This is a genomic window from Micromonospora sp. NPDC005707 (genome assembly GCF_040631005.1).
Lineage (GTDB): Bacteria > Actinomycetota > Actinomycetes > Mycobacteriales > Micromonosporaceae > Micromonospora.
In genome coordinates this window covers 410,860-434,762 of record NZ_JBEXYR010000008.1, presented here as the reverse complement: position 1 = coordinate 434,762, position 23,903 = coordinate 410,860, and the positions used below count along the sequence as shown (strand labels likewise).

Genomic DNA, 23,903 nt, shown 5'->3' with positions numbered 1-23,903 from the left:
GAGTGTCCGGGGCGGCGCCCGCGGGCCGTCAGGCCTCCTGCTCCAGCACCGTGAGCATGGAGCGCACCACCGAGGAACGCCAGCCGCTGCCCATGGTGCGGTGGGCGACCGCCTGGAACGGGCTGTCGAGGTCGAAGCCGGAGTGCTCCATCAGCATCCGGGTGCCCCGGCCCTCGGGCTCCAGGCGCCAGGTGACGACCGAGTCGAGGCCACTGCCGCCGCGGTCCGCCCAGGTGATCTGGAGCAGGCGTTCCGGCTCGACGGCGAGGACCTCGCAGTGGATGGTGCCGGCGAAGCGCAGCGCCGGCATGGGCCTGCCCTGGAAGGTGAACCGGTGGCCGACCACCGGCTTGAAGTCGTTGGGCATCAGCCAGCGGGCCATCAGATCGGGGTCGACCAGGATCCGCCACACCTGCGCCGGCGGATACGGCAGGAACTGGTCGACCTCGATCTTGTCCGGTGCGGTCACTCCGGCTCCCCCTCGGTTGCGGACTCCTCGGCCACCAGCGCGGCGAAGTCGCTCATCCGCTCGCGCCAGAACCGTTCGTAGGGGGTGAGCCAGTCGCGCAGGTCCATGAGGGGCTCCGGCTCCAGCCGGTAGAGCCGCTTGCGGCCACTGCGGCGCTCGGTCACCAGGCCGGCGTCGCGGAGCACCTTGAGGTGCTCGGAGACGCTGGGCCGGCGCATGTCGAACGAGGCGGCCAGATCCTGCACCGACTGCGGGCCGCCGTCGCGCAGCAGCCGGATGAGGTCGCGGCGGACCGGGCTGGCCAGCGCCGCGAAGACGTCCACTCCCGTGGCGGAGGACACCGCACCCCCTGGAGGTCACCTGGCCCGGAACCGGTGCGATCCGGCACCGGAACGATAGCCGCCGGTCAGCGGCTCCGGTAGCGAGCGATGGCCAGGCCCGCGAAGACCACGGTCAGCACGATGATCCAGATCAACGCCCGGGTGACGTAGTAGCCGGTGCCGTGGCCGAGCAGCGCCTCGGCGGGCGCGCCCTGGGTGAGGGTGCGGACCGCGTCGACCACCACCGTCACCGGCTGGTGCTCGGTGAACGCCTGGAGCCAGCCCGGCATGCTGGACGTGGGCACGAAGGCGCTGGACGCGAAGCTGATCGGCATCACGATGAACGAGATGCCCTGCGCCGCCTGGACGCTGCCGGCCAGCAGCCCGACCGCCACGAAGACCCAGACGAAGGCGAACCCGAACAGCACCAGGAGGCCCAGCGCGCCGAGCGCGGACGCCCAGCCGGTGTGCACCCGCATCCCCACCGCGAACGCGATCACGATGGTCGGGACGAGCACCGCGACGGTCATGGCGAGGTCCGCCAGCACGCGGCCGGTGAGCACCGCGCTGCGCGGCATGGGCAGCGACCGCAGCCGGTCGAAGAGGCCCCCGACGTGGTCCTCGGCCACCCCGAGCGCGGTGCCGATGGTGGCGAACATGATGCCCACCGTGAGCAGCCCGGGCGCCATGAAGTCGACGTAGCGCATCGTGCCGGTGCCGATCGCGCCGCCGAAGACGTACCGGAAGATCAGCAGGAACGCCACCGACTGCACGATCCGCAGGAACAGCAGCTGGGGCGTACGCCGGTAGATGCGCAGGGCGCGCCCGGTGAGGACACCGACGCTGGGCAGCATGCGGGCGCTGTTGGCCGGGTGCGGCGCGGTCACGGCGGTCATCGGGCACTCCTCGACACGGTCTCGGGCTCGGGCTCGGTGCCCGCGGAGGACCCGGGCGGCCCCGGCTCGCCGCCACGGGGCTCGACCGGCCCGGTCAGCGACAGGAACACCTCGTCGAGCGTGGGCCGGCGCAGGGCCACATCCTCGACGTGCACGCCCAGCTCACCGACCTCCCGCAACGCCTCGCGGAGCCGCTCCGGGCCGGCGTCGACCGCCACCGAGGCCATCAGCGAGCCGTGGTCGACCACCGGCGTCTCGGCGCCGATCCGGGCCAGCGCCCGCACGGCCGGATCGAGATCGGCACGGTCGCGGACGTGGATCTCCACGATGTCGCGGCCGGCCCGGCTCTTGAGCTCCTTGGCCGTGCCGGAGGCGACCACCTGCCCATGGTCGATGATCAGGATGGTGTCGGCGAGGCGGTCCGCCTCCTCCAGGTACTGCGTGGTGAGCAGGACGTCGGTGCCGTCGGTGGTGAGCGTGCGAATGGTGTCCCACAGCTCGATCCGGCTCCGCGGGTCGAGCCCGCTGGTGGGCTCGTCGAGCAGCAGGACCTGCGGACGGCCGACCAGGCTGGCGCCCAGGTCGAGGCGCCGCCGCATGCCGCCGGAGTAGGTGCGGACCAGCCGGTCGCCGGCCTCGCCGAGGCGCAGCCGCTCCAGCATCTCCTCGGCGTTGGCCCGGGCGCTGCGCCGGTCCTGCCCGAACAGCCGGGCGATCAGCTGAAGGTTCTCCCGCCCGGTCAGCGCGGGCTCGACCGTGGCGTGCTGCCCGGCGAGGCCGATCAGCTGGCGGACCCGGGCCGGCTCGGCGGTCACGTCGACGCCACAGACCCGCAGCGTGCCGGCGTCCGGCCGGACGAGCGTGGAGATCATGCGCAGGAAGGTGGTCTTGCCGGCGCCGTTGGGGCCGAGGATCGCGGCGACCTGGCCGGACTCCAGGCGCACGTCGAGCCCGTTGAGGGCGGCGACCTTTCCGAAGGACCTGCTGAGGCCCACGGCCTCGATCATCAGTGGCATCGGCGCTCTCCCATGGCGACGACAATAGGTAGGGAAATTCCTACCGGTCAAGTCCGGCGCTCAGCTCGGGCGGCGCTGGAGCCGCCAGAACCCGAAGCCGGCCAGCAGCCCCGCGAGCAGCAGGTAGAACGCCGACTCCAGCCACTGGAAGGACCAGTACCGGCTGTCCGGCTGGTACGCGATCGTCACGTGCAGGTCGTGCTCCGCCAGGCACACCGCGGTGTCCCCGTACGGGCCCTCGGCCGTGCCGGTCGCCGGCGCGTCGGTGAAGCACCCGTCGAAGATCCCCTCGTCCAGCGGCTCGCCGGTCCGCGTGAGCAGCTCGCTGACGTCGGTGACCCAGGCGTCCGGCACGGTCAGGCCCTTCACCACCGGAGCACCGGTGATGCTGCCCAGGCTGCGGGCCTGGTTGATGGCCTGCGCGGTCATCGGCACGGTGCGATGCTCCGCCGGCAGGAAGTGCGGCCGGACCACGTTGGGCACCAGGAACTGGACGACGACGAAGGTCAGGATGGTCAGCGCCATGGCCGGCACCGTCCGGCGCACCAGCAGCCCGATGATCGTCCCGAGCACGAGGGCGAAGGCCGCGTACGCGATCGGCGCGACGTTCCGGGAGCCGAACAGGATGGTGCTGAACCGGTTGTCGGCCACCTGGTCGACCGGGCCGGCCGCCCAGGTCAGCAGCAGACTGGCCGCGCCGGTCAGCACCATGCCGGCCAGCCCCACCACGGCCAGCTTGACCGCCAGCCAGTGCCGCCGGGTCACGCTCTGGCTCCAGACCAGCCGTTGGGTCCCGGCCTCCACCTCCCGGGCGACCAGCGGCGCGCCCCAGAACATGCCGACCAGCCCCGGGATGAGCCCGAGCACCGCGGCCAGGTAGAGCAGGGTGTTCTCGTGGTCGGCGCTGAACCGGCTCAGCTGCGGACCGCAGTCGGCCAGGCCGGCGCACTGTGCCCGGTGGTTGTCGTAGGACTCCCGGATGTCGAACCCGAGATGGAGAAGGCACGCGGTGAGCAGGGCCAGGGCGACGACGCCGGCCAGGGCCGGCCCGCGGAACTGCCGCCAGGTCAACCAGATCACCGCACGACCTCCCCCACCGGGGCGCCGGCCGGGCCGGCGGGAACCCCGGCCGCCCGGGTCATGTAGGCGAGGACCAGGTCCTCCAGCGAGACCGGCTCGACGCTCCAGGGCGTACGCGGCAGCGTCCCGGCCACCCCCACCACCGCCTCGCTGCGCTCGTCGGTGTGCCGCACCCGGATGACCTCCACCCCGGCCGGCAGCCGGTCCAGCTCGCCGCGCGGGGCGACCAGCCGGTGGTGCCGGGCCAGCAGGTCCGTCACCTCGCCGGCGACCTGCACCCGGGAGGCGCAGAGCACGATCAGGTAGTCGCAGACCCGCTCCACGTCACCGAGCAGATGCGAGGAGAGGATCGCGCTGGCGCCGAGTTCGGCGACGAACTCCATGAGGTTCTGCATGAACCCGTCCCGCGCCAGCGGGTCCAGCGCGGCGGCCGGCTCGTCGAGGATCAGCAGCTCGGGGCGCTTCGCGGCGGCGATGGTCAGCGCCAGCTGGGCGCGCTGGCCGCCGGAGAGCCGGCCCGCCTTCTGCTTGGGGTTGAGCCCGACCTGCGCGATGCGCCGGTCCGCCAGGGACCGGTCCCAGGACGGGTTCAGCTTCGCACCCATCCGCAGGTGGTCCGCCACGGTGAACGCGCCGTAGACCGGGGTGTCCTGGGCGACGAACCCGACCCTGGCCAGGTGTGCGGCGTCCGCCGCCGGGGGCGAACCGAGCACCCGCAGGGTCCCGGCGGTCGGCGTGATCAGGCCGCAGGCGAGGTTCAGCAACGTGGACTTGCCGGCGCCGTTCGGCCCGACCAGGCCGACGACCCGTCCGCGGGGGACGTCGAGGTCGCAGTCGGCCAGCGCCGGCCGCTTGCCGTACTGCTTCGTCAGGCCCTCGGCCTGGAGTGCGGGAAAGGGACTCTCCGGTGGCATGGCATCGATCCTGCGGATCGGGGTGTGCCGCTGCATCGGTCCAAAGTCGGGTCGGGCGCTTCCGGTCACCGTACTTTTGACCGGTTTTCCTGACGGCGCGCGGCGGCCGCGGTTCCCCGGCACCGCCCCGGCGGGCGGCGATCAGCAGACCTGCCGTTGGATCCGCCACAGGCCGAAGCCCGCCAGCAGCCCCGCGAGCGCGAGACAGCCCGCCGACTCGATCCACTGGAACGACCAGTAGCGGCTGTCGGGCTGGTAGACGACCGTGACGTGCAGGTTCAACGCGCCGAGGCAGTCCGCCGTGTCGCCGGCGCCCCGCGGCGGCCGGGTCAGGCAGGTGTCCATCGTCCTGGCGTCGACCGGCCGTCCGCCGGCCGTGAGCAGCTTGCTGGTGCCGGTGACCCAGGCGTCGGGGACGCTCAGACCCTTCACCGTGGCATCGGCGCCTACCCCGCGCAGCTCGCGGAGCGCGCCGGCGGTCATCGGCCTGGTCACGGTGACCGGCGCCAGCAGGTGCGGCCGCACCAGGTTCGGCATCAGGAGCTGGAGCAGCGTGAAGGCGAGGACGGTCAACGCCATGGCCGGCACCGTCCGCCGCACCAGCAGCCCGGCGACCGCGCCGAGCACGAAGGCCAACGCCGCGTACGCGACCGGCGTCAGGTTGCGGGCGCCGAACGCCAGCGCGCCGAACCGCTCCCCCGACACCTCGTCGTAAGGGCTCGCCGCCCAGGTCAGCAGCAGGCTGGCCAGGGCCGCGACCAGCACGCTGCCCAACCCGACGACGAGCAGCTTGACCGCCAGCCAGCGGCGCCGCGTGACGCTCTGGTTCCAGACCAGCCGCTGGGTGCCCGTCTCCAACTCCCGGGCGATCAGCGGCGCGCCCCAGAACACGCCCAGCACGGCCGGGAGGACCGCCAGCAGCAGGGCGAGAAGGAGCAGCCGGGTCCGGTAGTCGTCCTGGAACTGGCTCATCGCGTCCAGGCACCGGTCGGCGACCCCGCACCGCGACCGGTAACGGTCGTAGGCCCGCCGGATGTCCAGACCGGTGAACAGGAGAAGGGCCGCCAGCGGCGCGAGCGCGACGACGCCGACGAGGGCCTGGGTGCGGAACTGCCGCCAACTCAACCAGAGCATCGCGGCACCTCTTCGGTAGGCATGAGCCCATCCTGGGGAGGCGGTCCCCCGGCAACATCGGCCCAAAGCACGGCTCGACGCGCCCGGACCGTACTTTTGACCGGTTCGGCGACCCCGGCGACTACCTAGCGTCCGTCGCATGGACACTTCGGACCGGTCGGCCCGCGGGGCCGCAATGGCCTTCGACGTCGCCTTCGCCGTGGCGGCCCTACTCGGCACCGCCTTCACCGCGTACATGATCAGCGACAGCTGGGGCGGCGGCTACGCGGTCCCCGACACCGCCGTGGCCGCGGTGGTGTCCCTGCTCGCGCTGGGTCGCCGGACCAACCGGACCTGGACGGCCGTCGCCGGCCTGGCCGTGGTCGCGATGGCGGTCCTCGGCTCGCAGGTCGCCGACCTGCCGCAGGAGCCCAGCCCCATCGCCTCGTTGGCGCTGGCCGTGCTCATCGGCTCGGCGCTGCGACACCTGCCCGCCACACCGGGCCGGGGCATCGCGGCCGGCGGGCTCGCCGTCATCCTCGCCTGCTGGGTGACCGGCGGCTTCCGGGCCGTCGCGGTGCTGGGCACCCTTGCCTGGCTCGCCGCCGTGACGGTCGGCGCGTCGATGCGCGGACTCGACGCGGGCAGGCGTGTCGCCGCCGAGCGCCGACGGGCGGCGGAGGAGGCCAACCGGCAGTGGGACCCGAGCCGGGGTTTAGTGGACGGGCACTCGGGCAAGCGGCGTGGATCGCAGCAGGGCTGACATGCGAAGCATCCGTGGGAGGCAGCGATGCGCCACTCACCACCGCGCCGCGACCACCCGGCCGAGGCGAGAGTGACCATAGAGCGCCGGGTGGCGGACGTCTTCGACTTCTACCGCGACTTCCGGAACCTGCCCCGCTTCCTGGGCGACGTCATGGCCAGTGAACAGATCGGGCCGGCAACGTTCCGATGGGCAATTCGGGGACCCCTCGGCGTGAGACTCCGCTCCACGGTAAGGCTCACCGAGGAGCGCACGAACACATTGCTCCGGTACGAGACCACTGCCGCGCCCGGGATGAGAAGTCGCTGGACGGTGCGGTTCGCCCCCGGGTCCGACCCGGGCCGGACCGAGGTTCACGAGGTGCTGGAGACACCCTTCGGGAGACTGGGCCGCATCGCGCTGACCCTGGCCGGGAAGCCACCCGCCGCGGAGGTCGCGGCGAACCTGCGCCGGCTGAAGCAACTCCTGGAGACAGGGGAGGTCACCGACACCGCGCACGCGGTCGCCGGCAAGTTCGGGCGGAGATCCGTCGGCGATCACCACCACCCCGACTGACCAGGGCGGCGCGGACCCAAGATCGCTTCCGGGTACGCAGCTCCGCCGCTGACAACTCAGCTTTCGCCCAGGCGGTCAGCAAGGTCAGCGGCAAAGGCCTGGAGCTGCTCCTCCGTGCTGGCTTGCCGTGGGTGGACCACGATGCCCACCACGAGGTTGCTCACCCGCAGGGCCAGGCCCCCGCTCCAGCGGTACGCCTCGTCGCCCACGCCGGGCAGTGGCCTGGGCTCCCTCATCACCCGCCGTAGTTCCTGGCTGGCGGCATCCGGCGCATCCTTCCCGGGGGAGGTGATGATTTTGTAGTAGACCTCGATCTTGGGAGCCGCGACGTAGTCGGGATGATTTTGCGGAAGCATGAGCTGGCAATTGTTGGAGCCGGCCTGCTGCAAGGTGTAGGTGGTGCCGAGCAGATGCACACTCGGCTCGAGCGCCGCGCACGGCGGTGGCTCCGCGCGGAAACGACCGTCGTCGTTGAAGCCGCCCCGAACGTAGGTGAGCACGGCCGCGGCGGCTGCCAGGACCGCGAGGACAATGGCCGCCATCAGGAACGGGCGCCGCCACGGTCGACGGCGGGGTGCGGAGGGCGCTGACCCGGCCGCGTAGGCGGCCTGGGCGTCCCCCGGCTGGTTGTTCCGCGCCTGGACAGATCCGACCTGTGGCTGTTGCTCGGCCTGCATTGCGGAGAGCTTAGCCAGGGGACGTGATCCTGTCCGTCCGCAGTGGCCGACTGCGGTCAACTGGGTCTGTGGGCGAGGAAGTCCTTGATTCGCCGGGCGAGAGCGTCGGGCGCTTCGAGCATGGGTAGGTGTCCGCTGTCGAAAGATTCATTCCAGCTCGTGTCGAGGTTGCGCGCGAATCGCTGCTGCAGTCCGATCGGGAGTGCAGCGTCCCGGCTGGCGGAGAGGTAGCCCCGACGTTCGGGAAAGACGCCGCCTTCCGGCGCGTCCCGGTAGAGGCGCACGGACTCGGGGTTGAACTCCGCCACGATGCGATCGGCCGTCTCCGTGTCGACCCGGCTGGCCACGCCTCGCCGGATGGCGGCATCGGGCGGTCGGGTGCCAGCCAGCCGCATGGCCAGGCTCAGCACGACCCGGTTCGGCAACGGCATCGAGGCGAGGAAGCTGCGTCCCGGCTTCGGCACGACGGCCGTGACCGCCAGGAACGCGCCCACCCGGTCAGGTGCGCGGGTGACGAGTTCCGCTGCGACAGTCCCGCCACTGGAATGCGCCACGACCGCGAAACGCTCCCACGGTGCCGAATCCAGTGCCGCAGCGGCGTACTCCGTGAGCGAAGCGCGATCATGACGCGGTCGCTCAGCGACCACCGTCCGGTGCGACGGGGCCAGTTCTTCGCGCACCTGATCCCAGATCCAGGTGGGAAGACCGGCGCCGCTCAACAGCAGGATGGGTTCGTGCGACTGTGTCATGCGCCGGATTCTGGAGGCGCTGGATGTCACCGTTATGGCACCGTTCACGCATGAACCGCACCGACCGGCTCTACGCGATCCGGGAAGATCTCCGCCGTGCCGGTCCCCGAGGCCGCACCGCGGAACAGCTCGCCGCCACGTTCGAGATCAGTGTCCGCACCGTCAAGCGCGACATCTCCGCTCTGCAACAGGGCGGGTTCCCCGTCTGGGCGCGCACGGGCCGGATCGGCGGATACGTCGTCGACCATGCCGCCACCTTGCCGCCGGTGAACTTCACCGCCGCCGAAGCTTCCGCGCTCGCCGCGGCGATCGCAGCACACCGTGGACAACCATTCGACAGGCAGGCCCGAGCCGCCCTGGTGAAAGTGCTGGCGGTGATGGACCCGCAGGCGCGGCGGCACGCGGACGGCTTGACCGAGCGCGTCTGGATCGACCAGAGCCCCACCGAAGCAGCTGATCCGCGCCGACGCAGCGCGATCGAACATGCCCTTCAGGAGCGCAAGGTCCTGGTGCTGCACTACCGCGATCGCCACGGTGCCCCGACAACCCGCCTGGTTGACCCCCAACTACTCGCGTTCACGGCCGGCCACTGGTTCCTCGTGGCGCGCTGTCACCGCCGCGAGGCGATCCGGTGGTTCCGCCTCGATCGGATCGAGCGCGCAAGTCTCACCACTCAACCTGCCATCGACATGCCCGTCGAAGAGCTCGGCACACCTCCCTCGACGGCGGCCTCCGTCCGAGTACGACTTGCGATTTGATCCCGGCGAGGGAGGTTCCAGGCTCCCTCCGCTCCTCGCCCGGCTCGCCGACGACGCCGACGTACACCTCGGCGAGCTGCACCTTGTTATCGCAGGATTCGGCAGATTCGAGGTCCGGGAACCGGACGTACCGCACCTCCGCACGCATGGAGGCAAGCTACCGCCCGGCCCGCTCCGACGACATGTGCGTGGATGCGGACCGCCACCGCTAGGCGGACGGGGATGGGGCCTCGGGTGGGCGGCCGGCGGCGCGTCGAGCGTCCGCGGCGGCGACGCCGAGCAGCACGACGGCAGCGGCGATGGCGGCGAGCAACGGCGGGGCGAAGAACAGCGGCGGCGCCAGCAGAATCAGGACGGCGATGCCGACGAGCCGGCGCACGGCGAGCCGGTTGAAGACGACCCGTTCCAGCCGACTGCGGCCGAACAGGAAGATCGCCGGCCCGCCGAGGATGACGAAGAGCCAGGCCGGCACGGAGGACCCGGACGGGTGCGCCAGCACGACCTCCGCGCCAGCCGCGACGGCGGTGATGCCGAGCACCATGAGCAGATGGGCCACGCCGACGATCCCACCGGCAGCTGCCCGGTTCGACGACATCTCGACGGCCTCGGCCAGCACCTCGCCAGCACGATAGAAGTAGATCCGCCACATCAGCACGGATGACAGGAACGTGATCACCAGGGCCGCCGTTGCGGCGAACGTGGCGGGGTGCTTGGTGTAGGTGAGGCCGATGGACAACACCGTCTCGCCGAGCGCGATCAGCAACAGTTGCTGGTAGCGCTCGGGCAGGTGTCGGCTGCTGGCCATCGCCCACGCGCTGGTGGGCGCTCGGTGGATGCCGGGTATCGGCCATTTGAACCGCGCCGCGACCAGGTCCACAGTGATGGCGATCAACCACAGCACGACCCGGAAGTTTCCGCGCATCACCGCCCCGGCCAGCCAGATCACGCCCGAAACGCTGGCCCAGATGGCCAGGCGGGTGTAGAGCGCCCGTACCTCGTCGTGCTCCCGTAACAACGGCCGGAGCAGCAGAGGGCGTCCTACATGCAGCACCACGTACACCACGGCGAAGGTGGCGCCGCGCGGCTCGAACTCGTACGGCAGGGACGTCGCCATGATCAGCAGGCCGAACGCGCTGACCAGGACCAGCAGCTGAATCCAGCGGTTGCGGAAGTCGAACCGGCTGGTTATGTACGTGGTGGTCGTCCACAGCCAGAGCAACGGCAGGGCCAAGACGACCGTGTACAGCAGCGACCGCCAGCGCAGGCCCAGGTTGGGGGAGAGCAGGTCCGGCACCATCCGGCTGACGACCCCGACCAGGGCGAAGACCAACGCCAGGTCGAAGAACAGCTCCAGGAAGCTGACCTGCTGGGCGTCCTCCTCGCCACGCAGGATGCCCCCGGCCTGCGCCGGGTTCGATGGTCGCCCCATCCCACCATGCTCGCCAGAGCAATGCCTTGCGCGCACCGATTTGGCCGTCTCATCGACCTGGGCGGTGACGGCGGTAGAGGCTGGCCCGAGCCAGACACGGATTACACCTGCGCCGATCTGTCTGCGTTTGTGAGCGCCAAGCTGAGCTGAATGGGATCTCTGAGAAGGGCCGGGATCGGGTCGGAGTCCCGAGGTCTTCGGAGCCCTCGTCGTCCCTGAGTGTGGCCGGCCGGGCCGATGTCGGCCGGAGGTCGCCAGCGGGCGGGAGCCGGACCGGCGCGGGCCGCCTTGATGAGGACTCCAAGAAAATGACGTTGCTGTCACCGGTTGCACTCAGGGCCGGTCGCAAGCGACCGGCCCTGAGTGTTTACCTATGTGCGCCCGAAGGGACTCGAACCCCTAACCTTCTGATCCGTAGTCAGATGCTCTATCCATTGAGCTACGGGCGCTTGCTGCTCGGCCAGTCTACACACCGGCTTTCGCGCGGAGACTCCGGGATTCGAACCCGGGAGGGGCTTTAAAACCCCAACCGCATTAGCAGTGCGGCGCCATAGACCAGACTAGGCGAAGTCTCCCTGGTGGCCCGGAGACCACCGCGCCCGAGGATACAGGCCCACACCCACCCGGGGCAAAGCGACTACCGGGAAGCTCCCACCCCCCGCGTTTTCGTCGTGTGCCATGTCACGCTCGGGTCTACGCTCCATCGATATGCAGGAGCAGCCGCCGAGCGATCAGCCCCGTCGCGAGCCCGCCGCCCAGGGCCGGCGGAGCCGCTCCCCCCGCCCGACCTTCACCCCGCCACCCACGCCGGAGCCCGCCCCGGCCGAGGTGGCCGACGACACACCACCGCGGCCCCGGCGGGCAAAGGCCGCGCCGAGCGTCCTGTTCCAGCCACCCGACCCCGTGCAGGCCAGCACGCCCGCCGCCGGCGCTCCGGCGACCCCGGGCCCGCGCCCGCCTGCCGAGATCGCCACCACGACCGATCCGGGTACGCCGCCCGCCGCGCCGCCGCCGGCCGCGGCTCCCGCCGACGAGCCGGTGATCGAGGAGCCCCCGAAGCGGGCCCGCCGTGCTCCGGCCGCGAAGAAGGCCACCCCGCCGAAGAAGGCCACCCCGGCGGCACGGAAGCCCACGACCGCGCCCGAAGCTCCGGCAGCGCCGAAGCCCACGACCGCGACCCAAGCGCCGGCAGCGCCGAAGCCCACGACCGCGACCGCGAGCGCGACCGAGGCTCCGGCGGCGCTCGGAACCACCGCACCCGCGGGCACCGAGGCGGCCGGGACGGTCGGGCCCGAGCCGGCCGCGCCGGCGGCGGAGACCGTCACGGCGGCGCGGACCGGACGGACGCGGAAGAGCACCAGGGCCGCCCAGGCGGACAAGACCGCCCCGGCGAAGCGGGTTTCCGCCGCGCAGGTCGGCCCACCCGATCCGCAGGCCGAGGTCGAGGCGGCCGCGACCGGGTCCGCTGCCCGACCGGCCGTCGCCGGGGAGGTCGTTCCCGCGCCGGCCGCTCACCTCGGCCGGCCGGTGGAGGGGCAGGGCTGGCGGGCGGTCGGCGTACGCGTACTCGAACACCCGGGCTTCGCACCGGAGCTACTGGCCCTCGCGGCGGTGGACGCGCTCGGGCCGCGCGCCGCGGACTGGGTGCAGCGGACCCGTGACGCCTACCCGGACGCCGACGCCGACGGGCTGGCCCGGCTGGTGACCCGGCGGTTCGTCCGGCTGGCCGGCACGGGTGGCGCGCTCGCGGCCGGTGCCGGGCTGTTCGCGCCGGTGGCGGAGCTCACGGCGGTGCTGTGGACCCAGGCCAACCTGGTGCTGCACCTGGCCGCCGTCTACGGCCGGGATCCGGCTCATCCGGACCGGGTGGTCGAGCTGCTGGTGCTGACGCAGGTGCACCCGGACGCCGGGACGGCGCGCGCCGCGCTGGACGGGGTGCGCTCGGCCGGCGCTCCGGCGGAGGGTTCGTTGTCCCGGGCGGCCGAGGCGGCGTGGCGGCTGGCGACTCCGCTGGCCGCGCAGGCCGCCGGCTGGCTGGGCCTGCGGCTCGCCGCGCGGCTGCTCCCCGGCGCGGCGGCGCTCGCCGCGGCGACCGGCGACGCCACCGCTGCCGAGCGCCTGGCCGCCCGCGCGACAAGCCTCTACCGCCCGCCCCGCCGGTGATCCACCTACCCCCGGGCAGGCGGCGGTGGGGCGCCCGGTCAGAGCCAGCCGAACCAGGACTTCGGCAGGAGGGCGTAGCCGACGAAGGCGACCACGTCGAGCAGGGTGTGCGCTACGATCAGCGGCCCCACCCGCCGGGTACGCAGGTAGAACAGGCCGAAGATCACGCCCATCACGGCGTTGCCGAGGAACGCGCCGAAGCCCTGGTAGAGGTGGTAGGACCCGCGCAGCACGGCGCTCGCCGCGAGCACCGCGCCGAGCCGCCACTGGAGCTGCCGCAGCCGGGTGACCAGGTAGCCGACCACGATCACCTCCTCCAGCACGGCGTTCTGCACGGCGGCCAGGATCAGCACGGGCACCGCCCACCAGAGGTGCGGCAGGGCGGCCGGGACGAGGGTGGCGTTGATCCCGAGGTGGGCGGCCACCCAGAACAGGGCCAGCCCCGGCAGGCCGATCAGCGCGGCCAGACCGGCGCCCCGGGCCAGGTCCGACCCGGGTCGGGTGAGGTCGGCGCCGAGCGTCCGCGCCGGGTCGCCGGGGTCGCGCGCCAGCAGGTGTACGGCGAGCAGCACCGGCAGCAGCGCGAAGAGGATCCCGAGGAGCTGGTACGCCAGGTCGAGGTACGGCCGGGCCGACACGGAGGTGTTCAGCGCGGCGGTCTGCTTCGACAGCCCGCCCGTGGCGGTCAGCTTGGCGACCAGCGAGACCAGGGCGTACACGGCCGACTGGCCGAGGGAGAGGCCGAGCACGAGCAGCGTCTCGGTGCCCAGGGTCCGGCGGGAGACCGGGCGGGTGAGCTCGTCAACCGTCACCGGACCACTGTGCCCCACTCGGAGGGCGGTCGGCACGCGCCTGCGGCCAGGTGAGCCGATCGCACATTCTGTGCGACCGGCCGGCACGCTCCGTGGAGATTCTATGGGGGCCGATCCGCCCGTCCGGAGAAGGAGCGTGCCCCTGTGGAGAACTTCGCGCGGTTGCTGAAGGAGAGCTGGACCCTGGTCGAGGAGGACCGGGAGCGGCTCAGCGGTCACTTCTACGCCCGGCTGTTCCTTCTCGACCCGGCGCTGCGCATGCTCTTCCCGGTGCAGATGAACGGCCAGGGCGACCGGATCCTGGAGGCGATCGTCACGGCCACCCAGACTGTGGACGACCCGGAGAGCTTCGACGAGTACCTGCGCGCGCTGGGCCGGGACCACCGGAAGTTCCATGTCGAGGCGAGCCACTACGAGACCATGGGCGTCGCCCTGCTGGACGCGCTGCGCAGCACCGCCGGCGACGGCTGGAACCTGGAGTACGACCAGGCGTGGCGGGAGGCGTACGCCAGCATCAGCGAGCGGATGCTCGCCGGTGCGGCGGCCGACGACAACCCGCCGTTCTGGCATGCCGAGGTGCTCACCCACGAGCGGCACGGCCCGGACACCGCGGTGTTGACCGTGCGCGCCCTCCAGCACCCCATGACGTGGCGGGCCGGCCAGTACGTGAGCATCGAGACGCCCCGCTACCACCCACGGGTGTGGCGGACGTACTCGGTGGCGAACGCCCCGAACGAGGAGAACGTGCTGGAGTTCCACGTGCGGACGCCGGCCGGGGCGGCGGGCTGGGTGTCCGGGGCGCTGGTCCGCCGGACCAGGCCGGGGGATCTGCTGCGGGTGGCCGCGCCGATGGGTTCGATGACCCTGGACCGGGCCTCCACCCGGGACATCCTCTGCGTGGCCGGCGGCGTCGGCCTGGCGCCGATCAAGGCGCTGGTGGAGGAGCTGACCCGGGTCAACCGGACGCGCTGGGTGCACGTCTTCTACGGGGCCCGCCGGCCCGCGGAGCTGTACGCGCTGCCGGGCCTGGAGAAGCTGGTGGCCGCCCATCCGTGGCTGTCGGTGACCCCGGCGTGCAGCGACGACCCGGATTTCGACGGCGAGCTGGGCGACATCTCCGAGGTGGTCACCCGGTACGGCCCGTGGACCACGCACGACTGCTACGTCTCCGGCTCGGCGGCGATGGTCCGGGCGACCCTGCGCGCGCTGGCCGCCGACGACGTGCCGCCGGACAACATCCGCTACGACACCTTCGGCAACCTGTAGACCTTGCTCCCCCCGAGCCGGGTCGCGTGCCCCTGCCCCCTGGGGCACGCGACCCGGCCCCCGTTCACCGGTACGCGGGTCGGGCCGGCAACCGGCCCGCGTACCGGAGTCCCCGCGGGTCAGTAGCGCCAGGGGTTGCCGCTCTCCCGGTATTCCTCAACGGGCACCAGCGGCACGCCGGGGGCCATCCGGTCGGCGTAGAGGCGCCCCTCCAGGTGGTCGATCTCGTGGGCGACCAGCCGTGCCATCGCGTACTCGAAGGAGGTGATGACCCGGCTGCCGTCCCACTGGGCGTGCTCCACGTCGATCCGCAGCGGTCGGGGCACCAGGCCACGGTGGTCGAAGAAGGAGAGGCACCCCTCGTACTGCTCGTCGGTGTCGGGGGAGCTGTCCACCACCCGGGGGTTGAGCAGCACGACGGGTTCGGCCACCCGGTCGGCGGGGCGGACCAGGGCGGCGGCCCAGCCGAGCCCGAGCTGCGGCGCGGCGATGCCGACGCCCTTGCTGAACGGGTGCAGCTCGTCGAGGCGGGCCAGCAGGCCGGAGAGCCGGTCGACCACGTCCCGGGCGAGTTGTTCCTCGCGCGGCAGGTCGAACGGGCGGGCCTGCTGCCGGAGCAGGTCGTCGCCGCGCTGCACGATGCCGACGGCACGCATGCGGTCGCTGGCCCGGATCCGGGTGCCGGGTGCCGGGCCTTCGGGCTCGACGTCGGGCGGCTGGCTCCGGAACCGCCACTGCATCCGGTAGCGGGCGTTCAGTGGCGGGTCGTCGGTCGCCCATTCGAAGATGGCCCGGCCACCGTCGTCGCCGCGCTGGATGGGGGTACGCAGCGGCCCCTCCTCGGCGGAGAGTGAGGTCTCCGCCCCCCACACCTTGGGGTCGAGGTCGGCGGGGAGGTCGAGGCGTACGGCGAGGTGCCGGGTGGGCAGGCGTACGGCGCGCTGGAACCAGGGGCCCCACTTGTCCCGCCCGACCCGGTACGCGTACTCGATGGTGACCCGGTCGCCGGGGTAGAGCGGGAAGCGCCCCTCGTCGTTCTCGAAGAGCAGCCAGATCTCCTTGAACGCGTCCCGGTCGTGCTTGGCCCGCCAGTGCATCGGCTCCCGCGCGCCCCCGTCGTCCCGGTAGGCCGTGAGTTGCAGCTCGGCGAAGGTCAGCGGGTGCTCCCGGTGGTGCCGGTTGGAGCGGCCCGGGTCGTTGGGGTAGCGGTCGACGGCGACGCGGACCAGGTAGCGGGTGACCGGTTCGGTGCCCGCGTTGTACAGCTCGCGCCGGATCGCGCAGTGGTAGCCGTCCTCGCTGTGGGTGAGGGTGGCGATCTCGCGCTCGACCACCAGCCCGGTGCCGGGCGGCAGCCACTGGCCGGGCACGGGCGGGTCCCGGTGTGCGCCGCCGGAGCGGCCGTGCCGCAGCTCGTCGTACTCCCGGAAGCGCTGCCAGATCGCGCCGCTGGCCTCCAGGACGGCCTCGGCGCGGCGGGCGAAGTCCTCGGTGGGCCGGTGCCGGCGCCCCTCGACGTGGCTGACGTACGACGGGTCGAAGCCCATCAGCGTCGCCAACTGCTTCTTGGACAGCCCTCGGCCGGTGCGGTGCCGGGCGAGTTCGGCCGCGAACGAGTCGGCGGCGCGCTCGATGGGTGAGGTCGTCATCGGCTTCCTCGTACGCGGGAAGACCATTTTCACGTTCAGTGGCCGAACGTGTACGGAAACTGCCTCGTATTCGACACTCACCTTGACAATTCAGCGGCATCCGTCGATGCTTGCGCGGCCCGCCGCCCCGCTCGGCGGCGTTTTCCGCCCATCCCGCCGGGTAGTACGCGAGCGGCGTCGGAGTGAGCGGGACCTCTCCCCGGAGCCCACGGACCCACTTCCCCTCACCGGGGATCTGTGGTTAGGCTAGCCTTAGTTCGGATCGGCGGCGGACGGCGGCCGGTGGGGCGACCAGACAGGGGACGACCAGGTGACTGCGGTGCTGCCGGGGCGGGACGTCGCAACCCCGTTCGCCCCGGTCACGGCGACCCTGCGCGCCATGTTCGGCACCGACGACCTGCCCGGTCTCGCGCCGGGCCTGCTGGTCACCGACGGCGCGCCCCGCTGGATCCCGGCCACCCGGCTGGTCGACGGCACCCTGCTTCCCGAGTTCCTGCGGGCGGCGGGCCGGCGCTGGGGCGGCACTCCGCACGCCTGCGCGGCGCTGGCCTGGAAGTCCTACAGCTACTGGACGGCGCTGCCGGCCGTGCTCGGCTGGGCCTCGGCCCGGCGGGTGCCGCTGCTCGACCCGGCCGACGTGCTGGTCCACTTCGAGGATCACCACCAGCTGCTCACCCTCGGCCTGCGCAGCTCGACCAGGGTCGCGGTGCTCCCCGGCGACCCGCTGGCGCTGGCCGGCGACCCGGGCGTCCGCGTGGTCGACGACGAGGCCGCGCTGCTCGACGCGCTGCGCGCCACGCTGCTCGACGCCCACTTCGCCCCGCTGATCGCGGCCATCCAGGGCGAGGTCCGGATCGGCACCCGTACCCTGCTCGGTTCGGTCGCCTCCGGCATCGCGCACGGCATCCTGCGCGCCTCGGACGCGCTGCCGGGCTCCTCCACCGCGACCATCACCACGCTGCTCGACGCGCTCGACCTGAGCGACCTGGTCGAGCTGGTGCCGGGCCCGGCGGGCGAGCCGACCGTGCAGCGGCGCACCTGCTGCCTGGCCTTCACCCTGCCCCGGCCGAAGGTCTGCCAGGGCTGCTGCGTCCGCCAGGCCTGACCCGCCCCCGGTTCAGTCGACCAGGGGACGTACGTCCCAGAGCCAGACGCCGCCGGTGAAGGTCGGCGTGATCCCGGTCAGCTCGGTCATCCCCCGGTAGAGCGAGCCGGCCTGCGCCAGCCGGGGGTCGAGGATCACGGCGCCCGCCCGCCAGTACCGCAGGTCGTCGACGGCGGCCACCCGGTCCTGCGGGGTGATCGGCGGCACCCCGTCGGTCTTCCGGATGGTGGTGAAGAAGGTGCTGGTGGGGCGGGGTGGTGCGGTGAAGAGGGCGACCCGGCCGGCGCCGGGCCGGGTGTCCGGATAGAGGAAGTAGCCGCGGGCCAGTGGCATGTCCAGCCGGGTCTCGGCGGACCAGCGCAGCGGGACGGCGTACGTGGTGTCGGGCAGTGGGAGCGTGACGATGCTGCGCCCGCCGGCCACGTAGGGCCGCCAGGCGCCGGAGGTGACGAAGGTCGGGGTCGGGTCGAGGCGTACCGAGGGCAGCGGGGTGGGCAGGAGCGGCAGCAGCGCCATGGCGAGCACCGTGGCGGTGGCGAACCGGATCTGTCCCCGGGAGGCCGGGTGCCGCCCGGCCAGCCGCCGGACGTGCTCGGCGCCGAGCGCGAGCACGATGCCGACGATGGGGGTGAGCGCCAGCGACCACCGGGTGGGCACCACCGAGTGCAGGATCGGCAGGTGCTCCAGCGCCGCCCAGGGGCCGGGGATGCCGGTGTCCCGCCCGTCGAAGCGGATCTCCCGGCCGAGCGAGAACAGCACGAAGACCGCGCCGACGGCGGCCAGGCCGAGCACCACGACGTTGCGGCGCAGCCACCAGACCAGCGCGACCGCCAGGACGGCGAGCGGCCAGCCGAAGAAGGCGTTCTCCTCGGTGGCGTTCTTGGCCAGCCAGACGCTGCCGCGCGCGTCGCCGGCCAGGGACTCCCGGGACCAGGCGACGTAGGAGGCCAGGTCGGTGCGGTAGCCCCGGATCAGCGTGGAGAGCCCCTGGTAGGCGCCGGGCCCGAAGAACTGCACGGCGAGCGGGTACGCCAGCAGCACCCCGGAGAGCACGGCGGCCACCGCGAGCCCGGCGACGAAGGGTCGGGCCGCCGCACGCAGTTCGGGCCGGCCCAGGGCGAGCGCGAGCACCACGACGCCCAGGCCGATGGCGGTCATCAGCAGGATCTCCAGGTTGAGGAAGGCCTGCCAGACGATCAGCACGCCGAGCAGCAGGCCGTTGCGCAGCCAGCGGCCCGGCTCGGTGAGGCGCAGCGTCCGCCACACGATCAGCGGCACCACGAACTGGCTGACGATGTTGGGGTGGGCGTTGGCGTGGGACACCATGGCCGGCGCGAACGCGCAGAAGCCGGCCCCGAGCCAGGCCGGGCCGCGGGCGCGGATCAGCACCCGGGAGAGGACGAAATACCAGGCGGCGCCGGTGGCGGCCATTCCGAGGGTGAGAAAGAGCAGGAACGACCAGCGTGGCCCGAACAGGACGGTGACCGGCGTCATTGGCAGGGAAATGGATAATACGGACGTATTGGCCATCAAATTGACGCCGTCCGGAACATTCATCCGGTCCGAGGTGAACGGATAGGCGAAATCGGTCACGACCCGCGCACCGTGCGCCATCATCCACTCGAACTGCGCCTGATCGGTGCGGTTGTCCCGGACCCCGTTGGCCGGGTCCAGCCAGAGCCGGGCGGTGATCCAGAAGGCGAGCAGCACGAAACTGAGCACGGCGACGACGTCGACCCACCTGCCCAGCCCCGGCCGTCCGCCCTCGTCGGGCCCGTCCTCGGTGGCACCACCCGGGGCGGCGTCCGATTCAGGAGTAGTCATGACAATTCAGAGCGTAGTCAGGGTATGGCAGGGCCGTGACATGTTTCGGGGTACTGGCGTACTATGTGCCGGGTTCGCCGACCGCCGATCACGTGCCCACCCCCGACCGCAATTCGGCCACCCCCGGTGCCCCGATTCCCCCGCCGTCCATCCGGATGGTTGACTCTGTCGGTCCAGGCGCGGGTCAGTCATATCGTGAGGAATCGACGCATGGCAGATATCACTGGGGATCAGCGCGTCCAGTCGGAGGTGCTCGAGGGCCTCGCGACGGCCGTCAACCACCGTCGCTGGTTCGTCGAGCTCGCCGTGCCCTACCTCGGTGACAACCCCATCGAGATCGGCAGCGGGCTGGGCGACTACGCCCTCGAGTGGGCCGAGCATCTGCCCCGCATCACAGCCACGGAGGCGGACCCGGACCGGCTGGTCCGGCTCAAGGAGCGGCTCGCCGAGCACCCGGCCATCGAGGTCCGGCAGATGCTGCTGCCGCACTCCGAGCGCGGCGACTACAGCGCGGCCGTCTCGTACAACGTGTTGGAGCACATCGACGACCACGTGGGCGCGCTGCGCAGCATGCGCGACCTGGTCCGCCCCGGCGGTGCGGTGATCATCATCGTGCCCGCGTTCCAGTTCGCGATGAGCCCGGCGGACATCGCCACCGGCCACGTCCGGCGCTACACCAAGAAGAGCCTGGCCGCGGCGATGACCGAGGCCGGCCTCGCCGTGGAGAAGATCCACTATGCGAACGCGCTCGGCCTGATCGGCTACTTCATGGCCACCAAGGTCTTCCGGCTCATGCCGAAGGAGGGCCCCATGGTGAAGGTCTACGACACCCTTGTCCTCCCGGCCACCAAGGCCGCCGAGCAGCGGCTCCGGCCGCCGTTCGGCCAGTCGGTCTTCGCGGTCGCCCGCGTCCCGAACTGACCGGAACGGGGCCTCCGCGGGTGCGGAGGCCCCGTCACCTCACTCCTTGATCTGGTACGTCGGGCGGATGACCGCCCGGGCCAGCGTGTGGAAGGCCAGGTTGAACCCGACGTACGCGGGGCTGGCGCCCCTGCCCACGTCGAGCCGCTCCACGTCCACGGCGTGCACCGCGAAGACGTAGCGGTGCGGACGGTCGCCGGCCGGCGGGGCGGCGCCACCGTAGCCGGTGTCGCCGTAGTCGTTGCGGATGCTGAACGCACCCCCGAGGTCGCCCTCCGCGACCGCGGTCGGCAGCTCGGTGACCGAGGCGGGCACGTCCACCAGCACCCAGTGCCAGAAGCCGCTGCCGGTCGGCGCGTCCGGGTCGAAGCAGGTGACCACGAAGCTCTTGGTCTCGTCCGGGAAGCCCGACCAGGCCAGGTGCGGGGAGACGTTCTCGCCGCCGGCGCTGCCGTGCGCGTACCGGGCATCCATCGGCTCGCCGTTGTGCACGTCGTCACTGGTCAGGTTGAACGACGGCACCGTCGGCAGCAGCTCGTACGGGTCCGGGGCGATCGGTCGTTCCAGGCTCATCGAAACGGTCCTTCCGGGTGCGCGCGAATGTCCTGCACCTTCATACCCCTTCCGCGGCCCGGATCGAACCGGAAGCGCCCGGTGTCCGGTCCCACCGGCCCCCGCCGACCATGACTACGCTGTAGTCATGAGTAGTCCACGGAGTGTCCGCTTCGACGAGGGCGTCCTCGCTCGCCTGGACCGCTACGTGCGCGAGCATCCCGGCTCCTCGTCCTCGGCGGTGGCGAACATGTTCGTCGACGAGTCGCTCCGCACCTACGAACATCCCGGGGTGGTCTTCCGGGCGGGGCCGGCCGGCCGGCGCGCCGCCCTGAACGGCGGCCCCGACGTCTGGGAGGTGATCGGCGCCCTGCACGCGGTGCGCGCTGAATCCCCCGACGTGCAGGGCGAGGAGCTGGCCGCGGAGCTGATGGAGGTCACCGGGCTCGGCCGCGAGCAGATCGGGACGGCGCTTCGCTACTACGCCACCTACTCGGCGGAGATCGACCTGCTCGTCAGAGCGAACCACGAAGCCGCTGAGCGGGAGGAACGACTCTGGCAGGCGGAGCAGGGCCTGCTCGGGCGCCCGCCGGCATGACGCGACTGCCCGGGCCGGACGGGGTGACCTGGCTCGCCGAGGGGTGAGCGGCCGGTCAGGGGCGGAGGGTGTGGGATTCGAACCCACGAAGGACATCGCTGCCCTTACCGGTTTTCAAGACCAGCGCCATCGGCCACTAGGCGAACCCTCCCTGCCACGTCCCCGACGGGGTACGCGGCCGTGCCTAGTCTGCCACGGCCGGTGAAACCGGCGAGCCGCCGTCCCACCCCTGCTGTCAGGATGCTCCCGTGTGGGAAACCCCGGCGGTGGTGCTGATCAGTGGAATCATGGCGGCCGGCAAGTCCACTGTGGCCGAGCTGCTGGCCCGGCGGCTGCCCCGCGCGGTGCACCTGCGCGGCGACGTTTTCCGCCGCATGATCGTCAGCGGGCGGGCGCAGATGACCGCTGAACTCACCGACGAGGCGTGGCGGCAGCTCCGGCTCCGCTACGACCTCGCCGCGTCGGCCGCCGACCGCTACGCCGCCGCGGGTTTCACCGTGGTGCTCCAGGACGTGGTGCTCGGTCCGGAGCTGCCGGCGCTGGTCGAGCGGATCCGGCACCGGCCGCTGGCCGTGGTGGTGCTCGCGCCCCGCGCCGACGTGGTCGCCGCGCGGGAGCGGGACCGACCCAAGCAGGGGTACGGCGACTGGCCGGTGGCCGACCTGGACGCGGACTTCCGGGCGACCACGCCGCGGATCGGGCTCTGGCTGGACACCTCGGCGCAGACCCCGGAGGAGACGGTGGACGAGATCGTGGCCCGGGCGTGGACGGCCGGCCGGATCGGGTAAGACTGGTTCATGCACGCGATCACGATCCCGAAACCCGGTGGACCCGAGGCGCTCGTCTGGGCGGCGGTGCCCGACCCGGAGCCCGGCCCGGGCGAGGTGGTGGTCGAGGTGTGCTCCAGCGCGGTGAACCGGGCCGACCTGCTGCAACGGCAGGGGCACTACCCGCCGCCACCGGGCGCGCCGGCGTACCCCGGTTTGGAGTGCGCCGGGGTGGTCGCCGCGGTCGGGCCGGAGGTGACCGGCTGGGCGGTCGGCGACGAGGTCTGCGCGCTGCTGGCCGGCGGCGGGTACGCCGAGCGGGTCGCGGTGCCGGCCGGCCAGTTGCTGCCGGTGCCGGCGGGAGTGGACCTGGTCGACGCGGCGGCGCTGCCCGAGGTGGCCTGCACAGTCTGGTCGAACGTGGTGCAGCTCGCCCGGCTGGCCGAGGGCGAGACGCTGCTGGTGCACGGCGGCGGCAGCGGGATCGGCACGTTCGCCATCCAGCTCGGGGTGGCGCTCGGCGCGACGGTGGTGGTCACCGCGCGGGCGGCGAAGCACGAGCGGCTGCGCGAGCTGGGCGCCGCCCACACGATCGACTACGCGGAGCAGGACTTCGCCGAGGAGGTGCGCCGGTTCACCGACGGCCGGGGCGCCGACGTGATCCTGGACATCATCGGCGCGGCCTACCTGCCGGGGAACGTGACGGCGCTGGCCACGGGCGGCCGGCTCGTGGTGATCGGCATGCAGGGTGGCCGCAAGGGTGAGCTGGACCTGGGGATGCTGCTGGCGAAGCGCGCCTCGGTGCACGCGACCGCGCTGCGTTCCCGCCCGCTGGCGGAGAAGGCGGAGATCGTGCGGGGCGTCCGCGAGCAGGTGTGGCCGCTGGTCGAGTCGGGGAAGGTCCGGCCGATCGTCCACGCCCGGGCGAAGATGGCCGACGCCTCCGACGCGCATCGGCTGGTGGAGACCAGCGACCACGTGGGCAAGGTGCTGCTGGTCCGCTGACCGGTCAGGCGGTGCCCGTCCCGGGGCGGGGAAGCATGAGCCGGGCGCCGGAGCCCTCGGCGGCGAGCGCGTCCCCCGGGTTGTAGAGGGTGCAGCGCTGCAACGACAGGCAGCCGCAGCCGATGCAGCCGTCGAGGTCGTCGCGGAGCTTGCCGAGCAGCCGGATCTTCTCGTCCAGCCGGCTCCGCCAGGCGCGGGAGAGGGCGGCCCAGTCGTCCGGGGTGGGTGTCCGCCCCGAGGGCAGCGACTCCAGCGCCTCCCGGATCTCCTCCAGGGAGACGCCGACCTGCTGGGAGATCCGGATGAAGGCCACCCGGCGCAGCTCGGTGCGGGCGTAGCGGCGCTGGTTGCCGCCGGTCCGCTCGGCGCGGATCAGCCCGAGACGCTCGTAGTAGCGCAGCGCGGAGGGCGCCACGCCGCTGCGGTCGGCGAGCTGGCCGATGGTCAGGGTTGCTTCATGCATCACAGGGCCTTGAGTTGAAGTGCGCTTCAACTCCGAGGC

General features: G+C 72.4%; 25 protein-coding genes and 3 tRNA genes. 10 read left to right on the top strand and 18 right to left on the bottom strand.

The annotated features are described in order from the left end of the window. Window positions 1-28: 28 nt before the first annotated feature. The 7 genes from ABZ452_RS19500 to ABZ452_RS19470 form a co-directional block, all read right to left on the bottom strand. Window positions 29-469: an SRPBCC domain-containing protein gene (locus ABZ452_RS19500; protein WP_357944546.1), complete on the bottom strand. Its 441-nt coding sequence runs from the start codon at window positions 467-469 to the stop codon at window positions 29-31. Further along, a complete protein-coding gene (locus tag ABZ452_RS19495; protein ID WP_357944543.1) occupies window positions 466-810 on the bottom strand; it encodes a metalloregulator ArsR/SmtB family transcription factor in 345 nt (114 codons plus the stop codon). Before ABZ452_RS19495 ends, ABZ452_RS19500 begins: the two co-directional genes overlap by 4 nt. Window positions 811-875: 65 nt before the next feature. Then, the gene (locus ABZ452_RS19490; RefSeq protein ID WP_357944540.1) at window positions 876-1,685 is read right to left on the bottom strand and encodes an ABC transporter permease; all 810 of its coding nucleotides are present in this window, start codon (window positions 1,683-1,685) and stop codon (window positions 876-878) included. Further along, complete coding sequence (locus ABZ452_RS19485) at window positions 1,682-2,701, bottom strand: ATP-binding cassette domain-containing protein (RefSeq protein WP_357944536.1); 1,020 nt, start codon at window positions 2,699-2,701, stop codon at window positions 1,682-1,684. Before ABZ452_RS19485 ends, ABZ452_RS19490 begins: the two co-directional genes overlap by 4 nt. A gap of 60 nt (window positions 2,702-2,761) precedes the next feature. Continuing rightward, window positions 2,762-3,781, bottom strand: a complete 1,020-nt coding sequence (locus ABZ452_RS19480; protein WP_357944533.1) for an ABC transporter permease subunit — start codon at window positions 3,779-3,781, stop codon at window positions 2,762-2,764. Continuing rightward, complete coding sequence (locus ABZ452_RS19475) at window positions 3,778-4,695, bottom strand: ABC transporter ATP-binding protein (protein WP_357944530.1); 918 nt, start codon at window positions 4,693-4,695, stop codon at window positions 3,778-3,780. Before ABZ452_RS19475 ends, ABZ452_RS19480 begins: the two co-directional genes overlap by 4 nt. Window positions 4,696-4,836: 141 nt before the next feature. Next, entirely contained in the window at window positions 4,837-5,829 is a 993-nt protein-coding gene (locus ABZ452_RS19470) for an ABC transporter permease subunit (RefSeq protein ID WP_357944527.1), read from the bottom strand. Window positions 5,830-5,968: 139 nt separating this feature from the next. Here ABZ452_RS19470 and ABZ452_RS19465 point away from each other — a divergent pair, with 139 nt between their 5' ends. Continuing rightward, the gene (locus tag ABZ452_RS19465) at window positions 5,969-6,571 is read left to right on the top strand and encodes a hypothetical protein (RefSeq protein WP_357944525.1); all 603 of its coding nucleotides are present in this window, start codon (window positions 5,969-5,971) and stop codon (window positions 6,569-6,571) included. 27 nt (window positions 6,572-6,598) lie between these two features. After that, window positions 6,599-7,126, top strand: coding sequence for an SRPBCC family protein (locus tag ABZ452_RS19460; RefSeq protein ID WP_357944522.1), 528 nt, complete (start codon window positions 6,599-6,601; stop codon window positions 7,124-7,126). A gap of 56 nt (window positions 7,127-7,182) precedes the next feature. On the opposite strand, the gene ABZ452_RS19455 is transcribed toward ABZ452_RS19460, so the two are convergent. Both ABZ452_RS19455 and ABZ452_RS19450 read right to left on the bottom strand, forming a co-directional pair. Further along, window positions 7,183-7,803 (bottom strand): hypothetical protein, encoded by a 621-nt coding sequence (locus tag ABZ452_RS19455; RefSeq protein ID WP_357944520.1) that lies wholly within the window; start codon window positions 7,801-7,803, stop codon window positions 7,183-7,185. A gap of 56 nt (window positions 7,804-7,859) precedes the next feature. Continuing rightward, window positions 7,860-8,552, bottom strand: a complete 693-nt coding sequence (locus tag ABZ452_RS19450; RefSeq protein ID WP_357944517.1) for an alpha/beta hydrolase — start codon at window positions 8,550-8,552, stop codon at window positions 7,860-7,862. 50 nt (window positions 8,553-8,602) lie between these two features. On the opposite strand from ABZ452_RS19450, the gene ABZ452_RS19445 reads away from it, so the two are divergent. After that, window positions 8,603-9,310 (top strand): WYL domain-containing protein, encoded by a 708-nt coding sequence (locus tag ABZ452_RS19445; RefSeq protein ID WP_357944514.1) that lies wholly within the window; start codon window positions 8,603-8,605, stop codon window positions 9,308-9,310. A gap of 208 nt (window positions 9,311-9,518) precedes the next feature. Here ABZ452_RS19445 and ABZ452_RS19440 read toward each other — a convergent pair whose 3' ends face one another. The 3 genes from ABZ452_RS19440 to ABZ452_RS19430 form a co-directional block, all read right to left on the bottom strand. Continuing rightward, complete coding sequence (locus ABZ452_RS19440) at window positions 9,519-10,739, bottom strand: low temperature requirement protein A (RefSeq protein WP_357944511.1); 1,221 nt, start codon at window positions 10,737-10,739, stop codon at window positions 9,519-9,521. A 376-nt stretch (window positions 10,740-11,115) separates the two neighbouring features. Beyond that, window positions 11,116-11,188: transfer RNA gene (locus ABZ452_RS19435), tRNA-Arg, on the bottom strand. Window positions 11,189-11,223: 35 nt separating this feature from the next. Next, window positions 11,224-11,314: transfer RNA gene (locus ABZ452_RS19430), tRNA-Ser, on the bottom strand. Window positions 11,315-11,447: 133 nt separating this feature from the next. On the opposite strand from ABZ452_RS19430, the gene ABZ452_RS19425 reads away from it, so the two are divergent. Then, on the top strand, window positions 11,448-12,902 hold the full coding sequence (locus ABZ452_RS19425; protein WP_357944509.1) for a hypothetical protein: 1,455 nt from the start codon (window positions 11,448-11,450) through the stop codon (window positions 12,900-12,902). 38 nt (window positions 12,903-12,940) lie between these two features. Here the strand turns inward: ABZ452_RS19425 and ABZ452_RS19420 are convergent, their stop codons facing one another. Further along, window positions 12,941-13,714, bottom strand: a complete 774-nt coding sequence (locus ABZ452_RS19420; RefSeq protein ID WP_357944506.1) for a CPBP family intramembrane glutamic endopeptidase — start codon at window positions 13,712-13,714, stop codon at window positions 12,941-12,943. A 144-nt stretch (window positions 13,715-13,858) separates the two neighbouring features. Between ABZ452_RS19420 and ABZ452_RS19415 the strand changes: the two genes are divergently transcribed. After that, the gene (locus ABZ452_RS19415; RefSeq protein WP_357944504.1) at window positions 13,859-14,980 is read left to right on the top strand and encodes a globin domain-containing protein; all 1,122 of its coding nucleotides are present in this window, start codon (window positions 13,859-13,861) and stop codon (window positions 14,978-14,980) included. Window positions 14,981-15,099: 119 nt separating this feature from the next. Here ABZ452_RS19415 and ABZ452_RS19410 read toward each other — a convergent pair whose 3' ends face one another. Next, window positions 15,100-16,629 (bottom strand): peptide deformylase, encoded by a 1,530-nt coding sequence (locus tag ABZ452_RS19410; protein WP_357944502.1) that lies wholly within the window; start codon window positions 16,627-16,629, stop codon window positions 15,100-15,102. 322 nt (window positions 16,630-16,951) lie between these two features. Between ABZ452_RS19410 and ABZ452_RS19405 the strand changes: the two genes are divergently transcribed. Next, the gene (locus ABZ452_RS19405; RefSeq protein WP_357944618.1) at window positions 16,952-17,734 is read left to right on the top strand and encodes a hypothetical protein; all 783 of its coding nucleotides are present in this window, start codon (window positions 16,952-16,954) and stop codon (window positions 17,732-17,734) included. A 12-nt stretch (window positions 17,735-17,746) separates the two neighbouring features. Here the strand turns inward: ABZ452_RS19405 and ABZ452_RS19400 are convergent, their stop codons facing one another. After that, entirely contained in the window at window positions 17,747-19,558 is a 1,812-nt protein-coding gene (locus tag ABZ452_RS19400) for a hypothetical protein (protein WP_357944499.1), read from the bottom strand. A 210-nt stretch (window positions 19,559-19,768) separates the two neighbouring features. Between ABZ452_RS19400 and ABZ452_RS19395 the strand changes: the two genes are divergently transcribed. Next, window positions 19,769-20,479, top strand: coding sequence for a class I SAM-dependent methyltransferase (locus tag ABZ452_RS19395; protein ID WP_357944497.1), 711 nt, complete (start codon window positions 19,769-19,771; stop codon window positions 20,477-20,479). A gap of 39 nt (window positions 20,480-20,518) precedes the next feature. Here the strand turns inward: ABZ452_RS19395 and ABZ452_RS19390 are convergent, their stop codons facing one another. After that, window positions 20,519-21,052 (bottom strand): YbhB/YbcL family Raf kinase inhibitor-like protein, encoded by a 534-nt coding sequence (locus ABZ452_RS19390; RefSeq protein ID WP_357944494.1) that lies wholly within the window; start codon window positions 21,050-21,052, stop codon window positions 20,519-20,521. Between the two features lie 127 nt (window positions 21,053-21,179). On the opposite strand from ABZ452_RS19390, the gene ABZ452_RS19385 reads away from it, so the two are divergent. After that, a complete protein-coding gene (locus ABZ452_RS19385; RefSeq protein WP_357944491.1) occupies window positions 21,180-21,629 on the top strand; it encodes a hypothetical protein in 450 nt (149 codons plus the stop codon). 62 nt (window positions 21,630-21,691) lie between these two features. On the opposite strand, the gene ABZ452_RS19380 is transcribed toward ABZ452_RS19385, so the two are convergent. After that, window positions 21,692-21,780 (bottom strand) — tRNA-Ser (locus ABZ452_RS19380). A gap of 97 nt (window positions 21,781-21,877) precedes the next feature. Between ABZ452_RS19380 and ABZ452_RS19375 the strand changes: the two genes are divergently transcribed. Beyond that, complete coding sequence (locus ABZ452_RS19375) at window positions 21,878-22,417, top strand: AAA family ATPase (RefSeq protein WP_357944489.1); 540 nt, start codon at window positions 21,878-21,880, stop codon at window positions 22,415-22,417. Window positions 22,418-22,426: 9 nt separating this feature from the next. Beyond that, on the top strand, window positions 22,427-23,401 hold the full coding sequence (locus ABZ452_RS19370) for an NAD(P)H-quinone oxidoreductase (RefSeq protein ID WP_357944487.1): 975 nt from the start codon (window positions 22,427-22,429) through the stop codon (window positions 23,399-23,401). Between the two features lie 4 nt (window positions 23,402-23,405). Here the strand turns inward: ABZ452_RS19370 and soxR are convergent, their stop codons facing one another. Beyond that, a complete protein-coding gene (gene soxR, locus ABZ452_RS19365) occupies window positions 23,406-23,864 on the bottom strand; it encodes a redox-sensitive transcriptional activator SoxR (RefSeq protein ID WP_357944485.1) in 459 nt (152 codons plus the stop codon). Window positions 23,865-23,903 lie beyond the last annotated feature (39 nt).

Bases quoted from the DNA above. Each gene is read 5' to 3' on its own strand.
- ABZ452_RS19445 (WP_357944514.1), top strand. From the start codon at position 8,603: ATGAACCGCACCGACCGGCTCTACGCGATCCGGGAAGATCTCCGCCGT.
- ABZ452_RS19490 (WP_357944540.1), bottom strand. From the start codon at position 1,685: ATGACCGCCGTGACCGCGCCGCACCCGGCCAACAGCGCCCGCATGCTG.
- ABZ452_RS19440 (WP_357944511.1), bottom strand. From the start codon at position 10,739: ATGGGGCGACCATCGAACCCGGCGCAGGCCGGGGGCATCCTGCGTGGC.
- ABZ452_RS19465 (WP_357944525.1), top strand. From the start codon at position 5,969: ATGGACACTTCGGACCGGTCGGCCCGCGGGGCCGCAATGGCCTTCGAC.
- ABZ452_RS19485 (WP_357944536.1), bottom strand. From the start codon at position 2,701: ATGCCACTGATGATCGAGGCCGTGGGCCTCAGCAGGTCCTTCGGAAAG.
- ABZ452_RS19385 (WP_357944491.1), top strand. From the start codon at position 21,180: ATGAGTAGTCCACGGAGTGTCCGCTTCGACGAGGGCGTCCTCGCTCGC.
- ABZ452_RS19370 (WP_357944487.1), top strand. From the start codon at position 22,427: ATGCACGCGATCACGATCCCGAAACCCGGTGGACCCGAGGCGCTCGTC.
- ABZ452_RS19395 (WP_357944497.1), top strand. From the start codon at position 19,769: ATGGCAGATATCACTGGGGATCAGCGCGTCCAGTCGGAGGTGCTCGAG.
- ABZ452_RS19475 (WP_357944530.1), bottom strand. From the start codon at position 4,695: ATGCCACCGGAGAGTCCCTTTCCCGCACTCCAGGCCGAGGGCCTGACG.
- ABZ452_RS19450 (WP_357944517.1), bottom strand. From the start codon at position 8,552: ATGACACAGTCGCACGAACCCATCCTGCTGTTGAGCGGCGCCGGTCTT.
- soxR (WP_357944485.1), bottom strand. From the start codon at position 23,864: ATGCATGAAGCAACCCTGACCATCGGCCAGCTCGCCGACCGCAGCGGC.
- ABZ452_RS19455 (WP_357944520.1), bottom strand. From the start codon at position 7,803: ATGCAGGCCGAGCAACAGCCACAGGTCGGATCTGTCCAGGCGCGGAAC.
- ABZ452_RS19470 (WP_357944527.1), bottom strand. From the start codon at position 5,829: ATGCTCTGGTTGAGTTGGCGGCAGTTCCGCACCCAGGCCCTCGTCGGC.
- ABZ452_RS19425 (WP_357944509.1), top strand. From the start codon at position 11,448: ATGCAGGAGCAGCCGCCGAGCGATCAGCCCCGTCGCGAGCCCGCCGCC.
- ABZ452_RS19460 (WP_357944522.1), top strand. From the start codon at position 6,599: ATGCGCCACTCACCACCGCGCCGCGACCACCCGGCCGAGGCGAGAGTG.
- ABZ452_RS19400 (WP_357944499.1), bottom strand. From the start codon at position 19,558: ATGACTACTCCTGAATCGGACGCCGCCCCGGGTGGTGCCACCGAGGAC.
- ABZ452_RS19390 (WP_357944494.1), bottom strand. From the start codon at position 21,052: ATGAGCCTGGAACGACCGATCGCCCCGGACCCGTACGAGCTGCTGCCG.
- ABZ452_RS19410 (WP_357944502.1), bottom strand. From the start codon at position 16,629: ATGACGACCTCACCCATCGAGCGCGCCGCCGACTCGTTCGCGGCCGAA.